At 55.3% G+C, this 10,076-nt stretch carries 12 protein-coding genes; 3 read left to right on the top strand and 9 right to left on the bottom strand.

The window, feature by feature from the left end; all coding sequences use genetic code 11:
• Positions 1-627 precede the first annotated feature (627 nt).
• Positions 628-1,410 (top strand): glucose 1-dehydrogenase, encoded by a 783-nt coding sequence (locus BJ928_RS33840; protein ID WP_047637013.1) that lies wholly within the window; start codon positions 628-630, stop codon positions 1,408-1,410.
• Between the two features lie 3 nt (positions 1,411-1,413).
• Positions 1,414-3,252 (top strand): glycoside hydrolase family 15 protein, encoded by a 1,839-nt coding sequence (locus tag BJ928_RS33835; RefSeq protein ID WP_047637016.1) that lies wholly within the window; start codon positions 1,414-1,416, stop codon positions 3,250-3,252.
• 32 nt (positions 3,253-3,284) lie between these two features.
• On the opposite strand, the gene BJ928_RS33830 is transcribed toward BJ928_RS33835, so the two are convergent.
• From BJ928_RS33830 to BJ928_RS33795, 8 genes are all read right to left on the bottom strand, one after another.
• Positions 3,285-4,040, bottom strand: coding sequence for a ZIP family zinc transporter (locus BJ928_RS33830; protein ID WP_047637017.1), 756 nt, complete (start codon positions 4,038-4,040; stop codon positions 3,285-3,287).
• 146 nt (positions 4,041-4,186) lie between these two features.
• On the bottom strand, positions 4,187-4,441 hold the full coding sequence (locus BJ928_RS39835; protein WP_343287085.1) for a DUF488 domain-containing protein: 255 nt from the start codon (positions 4,439-4,441) through the stop codon (positions 4,187-4,189).
• Positions 4,438-4,773 carry a DUF488 domain-containing protein gene (locus BJ928_RS39830; RefSeq protein WP_348628277.1) on the bottom strand — a complete coding sequence of 112 codons (336 nt, stop codon included), beginning with the start codon at positions 4,771-4,773 and terminating at the stop codon, positions 4,438-4,440. Before BJ928_RS39830 ends, BJ928_RS39835 begins: the two co-directional genes overlap by 4 nt.
• A 799-nt stretch (positions 4,774-5,572) precedes the next feature.
• The gene (locus BJ928_RS33815; RefSeq protein WP_158008786.1) at positions 5,573-5,851 is read right to left on the bottom strand and encodes a response regulator; all 279 of its coding nucleotides are present in this window, start codon (positions 5,849-5,851) and stop codon (positions 5,573-5,575) included.
• A 49-nt stretch (positions 5,852-5,900) separates the two neighbouring features.
• The gene (locus tag BJ928_RS33810; RefSeq protein WP_047637021.1) at positions 5,901-6,770 is read right to left on the bottom strand and encodes an NAD(P)H-binding protein; all 870 of its coding nucleotides are present in this window, start codon (positions 6,768-6,770) and stop codon (positions 5,901-5,903) included.
• Entirely contained in the window at positions 6,771-7,160 is a 390-nt protein-coding gene (locus BJ928_RS33805; RefSeq protein WP_183079493.1) for a class I SAM-dependent methyltransferase, read from the bottom strand.
• 20 nt (positions 7,161-7,180) lie between these two features.
• Complete coding sequence (locus BJ928_RS33800) at positions 7,181-7,681, bottom strand: ester cyclase (protein ID WP_052228074.1); 501 nt, start codon at positions 7,679-7,681, stop codon at positions 7,181-7,183.
• A gap of 2 nt (positions 7,682-7,683) precedes the next feature.
• On the bottom strand, positions 7,684-8,649 hold the full coding sequence (locus BJ928_RS33795) for a CocE/NonD family hydrolase (protein ID WP_047637025.1): 966 nt from the start codon (positions 8,647-8,649) through the stop codon (positions 7,684-7,686).
• 213 nt (positions 8,650-8,862) lie between these two features.
• On the opposite strand from BJ928_RS33795, the gene BJ928_RS33790 reads away from it, so the two are divergent.
• Positions 8,863-9,780 carry a LysR family transcriptional regulator gene (locus BJ928_RS33790; RefSeq protein ID WP_158008788.1) on the top strand — a complete coding sequence of 306 codons (918 nt, stop codon included), beginning with the start codon at positions 8,863-8,865 and terminating at the stop codon, positions 9,778-9,780.
• Here the strand turns inward: BJ928_RS33790 and BJ928_RS33785 are convergent.
• Positions 9,777-10,070, bottom strand: a complete 294-nt coding sequence (locus BJ928_RS33785; RefSeq protein ID WP_077472828.1) for an EAL domain-containing protein — start codon at positions 10,068-10,070, stop codon at positions 9,777-9,779. The two genes, BJ928_RS33790 and BJ928_RS33785, sit on opposite strands and share 4 nt — an antisense overlap.
• Between the last annotated feature and the right edge of the window lie 6 nt (positions 10,071-10,076).

The following is a 10,076-nucleotide window of genomic DNA, read 5'->3' as shown; positions in this document are numbered from 1 at the left end:
GCGCCAGATGTACGGAAGAGCAAAACTCGATCTCCTGCAGGCGCGGTTGATCGGTGCGTCGTAGACCTGCACAGCAGCAAATGTGCGTCAGAGCCACTTCTCAGTGCAAATCCCGGGTCAACTCTCAGCGCAAATCAACACCTTAGGCACAAGGAGCGGCATCGCACCGCTCCCGCACGCGAGTTCGAAGCGTTTTGCCGCTCGAATGCCCGACATGGATGTCCAGCTTCTGCTTTCCTAAAAACGTAGTCGCGCCCGTTCGGCGCCACCTTAGCCCCCTTAAGGTTTCCGCTCACGAGGTAAGCGGCGATGCTCGCAGGGCATAAATCATCGTGTCAGAATTCATAACTTTACGAACGTGGCTGTATTTTGCGGCGGTCGGGGTCATCATCGGCCACTCCATAGCTAGCGGCTTTACCGTTCATCTTTTCGACCCCAAAGGAGAGTGGATTACGATTACATTACAGCAATCGCGTCAGCCTTAAATATTGCCAGACCTCGTGTTTGGGCGCTCGTCTTAGCGCGTCGGAATAACAAGGGTAAAGCTACCGCGGCGGTTCTGTCGCAGGAACATGATTGCCATGTCCACGTTTAAGAAGCGTCACCAAAACTTTAGAAGCTCAGACCATGGAAATTGACTTATCGAACAAGCGCGTCCTCGTAACAGGAGGCAACTCTGGAATAGGGGCAGCGATCGCGCGGGGCTTCGCGGCAAATCGCGCGAGGGTCGCTATAAATTATCTAGTTGATCCCGATGAAGCGCGGCGGATGGCGGTGGAGCTCTCGGCGCACGGCGCGGCGTCTCTGGCGTTGAAGGGTGACATCAGCAGCTCCGAAGACGTGGAGCGCATCTTCTCGACCTTGGACGATAAGTGGGGTGGCATAGACATCTTGATCAACAACGCAGGCGTCGACGGGAGCTATGCTCTTGGATGGGAGGCCGATGTTGTCTATTGGGACGCTGTCATCGACATCAACCTGAAAGGCACATATCGATGCTCGAGAGCAGCGTTGAAGCGGATGATTAAACAAAGGTCTGGCGTGGTCCTCAACGTGTCGAGCGTTCACGAGACGATAGCGTGGACAGGCTATAGCGCCTATACGGCCAGTAAAGCTGGCATCTCAATGTTATCGAAGTCCCTCGCCCAGGAAGCAGCTCCTTTTGGGGTTCGTGTACTCTGTATCGCCCCCGGCGCAATTCGCACGCCGATCAATCGGTCGGTATGGCAAGACGAGACAAAGTACGAGGATCTGCTGACGAAAATTCCGCTTGGGCGGATTGGAGAGCCACAAGATATCGCGAACATGGCCGTCATTCTCGCCTCCGATGTCGCCGCATACATCACCGGCACGACGATTTTCATCGATGGCGGCATGACAGACTATCCCTCCTTTTCACACGGTGGGTAGAAGGTGGCGCTCCGCATAGAAGATTATGGCTTGATCGGAAACATGCTGTCCGCAGCTTTGGTTGGACGCGATGGATCGATAGACTGGTTGTGCCTACCGCGCTTCGACTCCCCGGCTTGTTTTGCCGCTTTGCTTGGAACGCCAGACAATGGAAGATGGAAGGTGGCGCCCCGCCAAGCGCTTTCAGGCTGCAGCCGCTGCTACCTCCATGATACTGGCATATTGGAAAGCCGGTTTGAAACAGAGACTGGCGTAGTCACGGTCACAGATTTCATGCCTGTTCCTTCACTTGATCGCTCCCCCGACGTCATCAGGATAGTCACCGGCGTTTCCGGCATTGTCGAAATGGAGATGGAACTCACGCTACGGTTTGAGAACGGTCAGGCTGTTCCTTGGGTGAGACGAAAGGACTACGGACTAAGCGCTATCGTTGGGCCACATGCCGTCGAACTTGTTACGGATCTGCCTTTAAAGGGGCAGGACCTCAAGACTACAGCGATTTTCCGGGTAAAAGCCTGCGACAGCATACCTATGACCCTGTCATATCATCCTTCTAAAGAGCAGCCTCATTTCATCGCCGACCGCCGAGAGCTTCTCGACCAGACCAAGGGCTGGTGGCGCGAATGGGTCAGAAGTGGAACATCAAATTATCTGCCGGTTGGCCTTCGTGACGCGGTTGTTCGCTCTCTCATTACGCTGAAGATGCTGATCTACGCGCCGACGGGCGGTATCGTAGCGGCGCCGACGACCTCCTTGCCGGAAGCAATCGGCGGGCAACGTAACTGGGACTACCGCTACTGCTGGTTACGGGACTCGGCCCTGACCCTTTACGCACTGCTGAATTCCGGCTACCGCGAAGAGGCGCAAGATTGGCGCCAATGGTTGCTACGTGCGATCGCAGGTTCACCCCAACAATTGCAGATCATGTACGGGCTTGCCGGAGAGCGATGGCTTCCTGAGTTTGAGGTGCCCTGGCTTTCGGGTTATGAGGGCAGTAGGCCGGTCAGAATAGGCAATGACGCCGCCAATCAAGTGCAGACAGACGTTTTTGGCGAGCTGATTGAAACTCTTCACGCTGCGCGTGAGGCCGAGTTGGAGCCTCAGGAAGAGGCATGGCGACTTGAGAAGGTCCTGCTTTGCCACCTCGGCGCGACGTGGCAAGAACCAGACAGGGGAATTTGGGAAGTTCGTGGCCCGCCACGACTATTCACTCACTCCAGAGCAATGGCCTGGGCTGCCTTAGACCGCGCGGTCATTAGCCACGACAAATACCACCTTGAAGGGCCGGTTTCGAGCTGGCGCCAGCTGCGGCAACGAATCCACGACGATATTTGCGATAACGGCTTCCACGCGGGCAAAAACAGTTTTGTCCAGTATTTTGGCGGCGACACGCTTGACGCAAGCCTCCTTCTTATGGCGCAGCTTGGCTTTCTTCCGGCCGACGACCCACGCATCGTAGGCACGCTCCATGCCGTAGAGCGGGAGCTTGTGAATGGGGGGCTGGTCGCGCGCTACTCAACCGGCGAAACGGATGACGGTGTCGGCGGCAGGGAAGGGGCGTTCTTGGCGTGCAGCTTTTGGCTCGCTGACGCCTATGTTCTTGGCGAGCGCCACGAGGATGCACGCGAAATGTTTCGCCGGCTGCTTGGACTGCGCAATGATCTGGGCCTTCTCGCCGAAGAATATGACCCTGGTAGTGGCCGCCTGCTCGGAAACTTCCCCCAGGCGTTTTCTCACATAAGCCTGATTAACACTGCACATAACCTGGCGAGCATCGAAGGCCCGGCAAAGCAACGGGTAAACAAGACCGCGCCAAACGGACGGAAAGGCCTGCTAAAATAATGATGTCGATGGTTGCCCAGATGAGGCTCACGTCATCCTCCGAGTTTTGATAGCACAAAGGCGCACAGGAAGCCGACGACGGTGATCAATCCCGCATACTCGTGCGTCTCCGCAAAGGCCTCTGGAATCATCGTGTCTGCTATCATTGCGAGTATGGCGCCAGCGGCCAAAGCTGTCGTTCCAGCGATAACGTCTGGACTTGCTCCCGCGAGAGTTACGTTCCCGACCAGGGCCGCTAATCCAGAGGCGAGAGCTATACATCCCCATACACAGAAGATGTAGATCGCGGATCTGCCGGCACGACGCATGCCAGCTGAGCTCGCCAGGGCTTCTGGAACATTCGACAGGAAAATTGCGGCTACTGTCACCAAACTCACGCCGGAAGCGCCAATTAGGCTCACACCGATCACCACCGACTCCGGGATGCCGTCGAGGAGTGCGCCGATCGCGATCGCCATGCCCGAACCATCCACGGCGTTCTGCTGCTTTTGTTCTTCGTGATGCCCGGAGCGCTTTCGGTGACGGGCACCACGTCGGTTTAAAAACACGTTCGCTGCTGTGTATATCGCCGCGCCGAGTAGAAAACCGAAGGCGGTCGAATCGAATCCTCCGCGAGCAAACGCCTCGTCCATCAACTCGAAAGCAACAGCGGAGATTAAAACTCCTGAACCGATTGCCATGACTGCGGCGATTATACGCTGGGGCAGGCTAGCAAGAAACGGAACAACCGCTCCTATGATGAGGGCCGATCCGCTCACAAGACCCCACAGGCCGGCTTGTAGATACATTGGCACCTTAAATCCCTTCACTTAGGCGATAACGAAGAACTTGATCAAGGACGATCGGTTCCGCGCTTTTGATCATGCAAAGCCGAGAGCCGGCGCGCGAAAAGCAGAAACTGGTCTTAGGAACTGCGTCGAAGCGGATGCGCTCATCACGGCTGAGACGAACAATCCAAATCTTCAACAACGTACGTCGTTTTGGGGTATGTTACCCTGTAATCGCGATGCACCAGCGCTCCTGGAGTCAAGCTTGCGGGATAGATGCGGGATCCCATGATGTGGAATACAGTTTCTTCGCGTGCAAGGAGATTATCCGCGATCAAGCGGCGATGGCAGCGCCACCACACCGCCTCGGAGCACATAATAGCGCATACCCGGCGTTCCCCTTCCTCGACGAGCTCATTCAGTCCTTCGTGAAATGTGTGGGAGAGCGCATAGTCAGCATAGTTGTGAAAGCTTCTGTTCTTCCAGAGGCGTTCAACTCGAAAGGTATCGTATGCGCCTTCGACCGGAGGCCGCCTAGTGCGTCCAATCGGCGATACGCTATCTGGCGATGCAGTAGTGCTTCCGATAGAATATCCGAATTGAACTGAGGATTTGTCCGCGACATCGGGATCTTGCGCACATCGACGACGCATCCCACCCGTTGCCCGCTCAGTAAATCGATGAACTCTTGTAAGGATCGGCTCGAGTGCCCGATCGTGTAAAACGGGAGACGTTCAGGCAATAGGTCAGTCATGGTGTTCCTCATGTTCGTCTTCGCGCTGCTTAATCCGCTTTCCTCGTGTTTTCTAAGTCGGCTTCCGAACTTCACAGACGCGCTCCTTCATTCAACGCTGAATGAGCAACTGTGGTTCAATGCACCTTATGGAGGAGCGGCGCAGCGAAAAACTCTCGGTTACTCGAAGTTGCAGCATATGGAGGACTGTGAGCGAACTCCTCAACGCTCGCAACTGTGGTGCCAGTTTTCATCCTGATGGTCTGCTACTTGCGCTGCTCAGCATACGGTGCGAGCCTGCTGCATGTTGCGGCCGGGGGGCGCCAGGCAGCTGCAATTGACGGAAAAGTTGACTACAGGACAAAGGGAAAGTGTTCGCAGCAAACGGAAGAGCACGGATGTCGACCGATCCGTCGGATCGCTTGTCAAATCGGCAAGGGGGAACCAGGGTTGGTCGCAGATCGCTTTGGCAGAGAGACTTGGTGTTTTATTTCAGCAGGTTCAGAAATACGAACAGGGCTCGAATAGGATGAGCGCAGTCGCCTCGTTAAGGGTAGCGGAACCGTTTGGCCTGCCTCTAAAGTATTGTCTTGGCGAGCAGGAAGCAGTAGGAAGTGGAAAGAGTCCTCCCGTTAGGGCAATACCGCGAGCGGGCTAGAGTTCCGGCTGCTGAGCGCTTTCAGAGACTGTCCGTGTCCCTCCAGACACGGTTCATCGCTCTCATCGAAGCCGCCGCATGCCCGCAGCCTGACGATCTGTAGGCTGCTATAGCGTCGGCTACCGTTCGACGCAGACCTCCACCATGCCACATATACCATCGTTAGTTTGGATGCAGCGGTATAATCTTTTTTGCACTGCTGTTCAGCTTCTCTGCTGCAGCAAAGGCCGGGCCAAGCTCCTCTACCGCAAACGGTTTTTTGACAACAGGTGTTTCCGTCTGCAAGCCACCCTCCAAGGCGTCACTGTAGCCAGTCATGAGGACAATCGAAATATCGGGATGATCGGCTTTTAGTTGGTCAGCAAGTTGAAGACCAGACATCTGGGGCATCATAACATCCGAAAGAACATGCTTTAAACTGGGGTTTTGACTCAGTATCACCCTTGTTTAAGGCTTTGCGCCTGATGGCAATATACCCCTCTGGAGACACCTAGCTACGATCTAGCAGGTTGCGTATCGCATCCAAAAGTGTCGTCTCACCCCGAATTGTAACGCCACGGCCCTCAAACGCGACGTGGCCGTTGTTAAAGCCGCGATACATTTCACAGAAGGCCTCAACCGCGTTCGGTGAGAACCCTGTCTCGCTGAAGATGGCGTCCCATTGATTAGTTGGCACTACAACGGCCTGGACTGGACGACCGACGAACTCGCTAAGGCCGGCGGCGGCGTCGTTGGGCGAATAATCCGTCGGTCCATGAAGTTCGATCAGCGGCGGCGCTTCAGTACTGGCCAGCAGCTGTTCACCTGCAACTCTCCCAATGTCCGCAACGGAAACCATTGGCAGGCGCCTCGAAACAGGCGAGAACATCGATGTAAGAATCCCCTCCGAGGCAACACGCTTAAGCGACCAACTCCAATTCTCCATAAAATTCGCGGCGCGCACGATTGTAGCCGGGACTTTGGATCGCGCTAGCCGACGCTCCAGATCGTGGGTCGTCTTGATATTGCCCGTGCCATCGGTGTGCTGAGCACCCACCGATGACAATGCAACCACATGTGATATGGCAGCATTCTCAGCTGCAGCGATTAGCGATGCGTGTACCCGCGCAGAGTACGCAAAGATGTCCAATTCGCCGTATGCGGGTGGGTTCATTAGATAGACGCCATTTGCACCACGGAACACCTCAGCGAGCGCATCTGTGTCAAGTAGATCGACGACAGCAACCTCGGCGCCAGCTTCGGTCCAACGCGCCACTTGCTCTGGCTTGCGCACGATTGCCTTAACTGGGGCGCCTTTTTTGAGTAAATGACGCACTGCTGCGGAACCGGTCTGTCCATTAGCCCCTGTGATCACGTACATCTACGGTCCCTTTCCAGTCCTGAGTTTGACGCTGACAGCAGTTCGTCCGCCCTCTGCCATCAAACTCGTCATCCAATTTTCAGGGTCGCAGATCATCTCACGATACGCAGCAGTTTCGCGGCCGCTAAGCCCAAGATTAGCGCTGATCAAAATTCCGCCGATGCGGAGCAACGAAGCCAGTAAGTCCAAATCCTGAAGTGAGGGAGCAAAACCATCGAAGAAAGCAATGTCATACCCAGAGGCGAGACGCGGCAGGACATCCTCAAAGGCTCCATGGTGCACGGTGACCCGATCGCCGAAGGAGGCACCGTCTCCAAAAGGATACGCCTTGCAATGATGATGACTTCGGTGTCGCGCCGTCGCATCGAGAATATTCTGGTAGGGGTCCAATGGCTCGTCCACTAGTCTGGTTACAATTTCGGCGGCATCGCGCCAATCTGGAATAGGGCGCTAAGCCAATCTTCGACGTGCCAAGTCTCTAAGACCCGACCGTTGCAGATTTTGTGTATGTCAATCGCCGTGATTTTGAGGGCTTTCCCCGTTGCGGGGACACCGGCGAAGACACCATGCTGCGTTGCGGTGATGGTCGACCGAACGACAACCTTGTCGCCATTGGCGATAAAGTCTTCATTCTTGACGTGGAAATCCGGGAAGGATGCGAGGAACCCGTCGAGCGCAGCTTTCATACCGTCGCGGCCTGGACCTTGGCCCGACGCCAGCGGTATATCAACCCAATCATCTGCGAGAACCCTATCGAGCATCGGTTTCGAAGGAATGTTGAAGGCTTCATAAAAGCCCTTCACCAAGGTGATGTTCTCCAACGGCGTCCCCGGTTTCTGACAGAATTCGGCCGCGTGAGCAGGCGCAACGATGAAGGCAAAAACCGCCCACACAATAGAAATCCTGCGCATAATCAACCTCGCTCAGACTTGGCATTGGACTTGAACCATTTCGCGACTTCGGCCGCAGTTGGTTCGATTACCAGCGGATCGTCGTAGAATCGGGTGTGAAACACCCCTTCGAGGATGACGAGTTTTTTGTCTTTGGCCGGCACATTATCGAACACGTGCTGTACCGCTACGACAAAGCCGTCTGATCGTTCGCCGTGGACCATCAGCGTCGGCAACTGCAGTTTGACGGCATAGGCATCGACATCGAAGGTCCATACCTCGGCGTCGCTCATGGTGGTGTAGCGATTTTCCCAGCGACTGGGTTCGCCCCACTTCGATGTCGTCCAAGGATGATACCAATTATGAATCTCGGGCCACGGTAGACCCACGCTCTTGTCGTCTACACTCACCACCGGCATGTAGTCGATCTCGCCATTTGCCTCGAATTTATCCTTCGCAGCCTGACCACGGGCGATGCGCTCGTCAAGTGTCGGCCCGCCGCCGCCAAAGAACCCTTCCAGATTCTCTCTGTAGAGATACTGGCCAGAAACTGTCGCTAGAGCTTTGATCCTAGCATCGTCCGAAACTGCTGCGATCATCTCCGAGGATCCTTGGCAGATTCCGAGCGCGAAGACTCCATCCTTGAGAATTTCCGGGCGTGCTGCGAGAAAAGAGATCGCGGACTTGATGTCCGCGATTTTTGCCGTGGGACTCTCATAACGGCGAGGTTCTCCACCGCTTTCGCCGCCGAAACGGGGATCAAAAATCAGCGTGGCAAAGCCGTCGCGGGCAAGTCTCGTCGCATATTCCATTGGCGATTGCTCTTTGACGAACCCGAATGGCCCAACGACAACGACGCCGGGCATCGGAGATTGCGTGGCTGTCGGCGTAAACAGGAGACCAATCAGCGGTACTCCGGCGCTTTCAAAACTGACGCGCTCGGTTTGGTAGACGCCCGCACTGGACGCCATGGAAGCAATGCTTGTCATGCTCGAAGATCCTTCTGCTCTCGCTTTTACCGGAAAGAGGGCAAGGGGTCCCGAGGCCGCGACAGGCAAAGCCGCCATCGCCTGCAAGACCCTCCGCCGCAGGGCGTTATGGGTGCTATCATCTGGCATGCGTCCTCACTTTCCGCTTGAAACACTCGACAAAAAATGGAGAAGATTGAATTATTTGTCCAATGCATGATGCGGATATATACTATGTCATTAAGCGAATTACGTCGTCTTGACCTCAACTTGCTCATCGTTTTGCGGGCAGTTCTGCAGACGCGGAACGTCACTCTTGCCGCCCAAAAGCTCAACATGAGCCAGCCGGCAGTTAGCCGAGCCATCGGCCGGCTTCGTATTGTTTTCGAGGATCAATTATTCATAAAGGGCGCAGGAGGGGTACTTGCGACGCCAAGGGCGGAAGCCTTGGCGGACTCGATTACCAAATTACTGCATGATATCGACGACCTGCTCGGCGCGCAGGAGTTTTCTGCCAAAACGAGCGATCGCATCTTTCGCATCGCCACCACTGACTATGGCGCCATCGCACTCTTGCCGTCGCTAGCAACTGTGTTTGCCGCAGAAGCGCCCAACGCCGGCATTGAAGTGCTGCCGTTCTCTCAAGAGGCATTCCGTCGCGCCTCCAACGGCGATGTGGATATCGTTCTCTATAGCGATGAACCGGTGCCCGACGATTTGCAGCGGGCGAGGCTCTTTGGGGAAACTTATATTTCGTTCGTGCGAGAAGGTCATTCGCTTCAAGATCGCCTCAACAACGGCCGATTAGATCTCGATGCTTTTCTTGACTACCCCCACATTCTCGTCAGCGTTTTTGGCGGTCGCACAGGCGAAATGGACGATCGGCTCGCTGCACTCGGACGAACCCGCCGGATAGCCATGTGGCTGCCTTATTTTGCAACCGCAGCGGTGATTACTGCCAAAACCGATTTCGTCCTCACGTTTCCCGAAAGAGCAGCCCGTGAGCTGGCATCAGCCCACCGGTTAATAAGCTTCCGGCCACCGCTCGAAATCGAAGGCTTTGGCTATCAGATGCTCTGGCACGCAAGAACGCAAAGCGATGCGGGATCCCTTTGGCTTCGTCAGCAGCTTATTGCAATCTCACGCAGTTAAGTAGCAAGCGCCGTTCGCCCCGCATTTTTCATGCTACTTTCGGTAATTTCAACTTGAATCGTACCCGGCGCAATTTGGTGCCGCTCCATTGACGACAGAATGTGCTGTAGAACCTTCTCGTTTTCCAACTGCGCGGCTGCAACGTTCACGGCTAGATGGCCGGTAAAGTCATAACCCGTGTTGCGCCACTGGTTGAGCTGGCAACAAGACCTGTCAATTACCCATCGGCCGATATCGGACATCATGCCGCGCTTTTCTGCGATCGGAATAAAATCTCCTGGCGAGAACACGCCCTT

It is taken from the genome of Rhizobium sp. WW_1 (assembly GCF_003610155.1).
Lineage (GTDB): Bacteria > Pseudomonadota > Alphaproteobacteria > Rhizobiales > Rhizobiaceae > Rhizobium > Rhizobium tropici_A.
The sequence above is the reverse complement of the archived record's forward strand: the minus strand, read 5'-3'. Positions and strand labels throughout refer to the sequence as shown.

Excerpts from the sequence above, each read along its gene's own strand:
- BJ928_RS33840 (WP_047637013.1), top strand. The coding sequence starts at position 628 with ATGGAAATTGACTTATCGAACAAGCGCGTCCTCGTAACAGGAGGCAAC.
- BJ928_RS33830 (WP_047637017.1), bottom strand. The coding sequence starts at position 4,040 with ATGTATCTACAAGCCGGCCTGTGGGGTCTTGTGAGCGGATCGGCCCTC.
- BJ928_RS39830 (WP_348628277.1), bottom strand. The coding sequence starts at position 4,773 with ATGACTGACCTATTGCCTGAACGTCTCCCGTTTTACACGATCGGGCAC.
- BJ928_RS33810 (WP_047637021.1), bottom strand. The coding sequence starts at position 6,770 with ATGTACGTGATCACAGGGGCTAATGGACAGACCGGTTCCGCAGCAGTG.
- BJ928_RS33800 (WP_052228074.1), bottom strand. The coding sequence starts at position 7,681 with ATGCGCAGGATTTCTATTGTGTGGGCGGTTTTTGCCTTCATCGTTGCG.
- BJ928_RS33795 (WP_047637025.1), bottom strand. The coding sequence starts at position 8,649 with ATGACAAGCATTGCTTCCATGGCGTCCAGTGCGGGCGTCTACCAAACC.
- BJ928_RS33790 (WP_158008788.1), top strand. The coding sequence starts at position 8,863 with ATGTCATTAAGCGAATTACGTCGTCTTGACCTCAACTTGCTCATCGTT.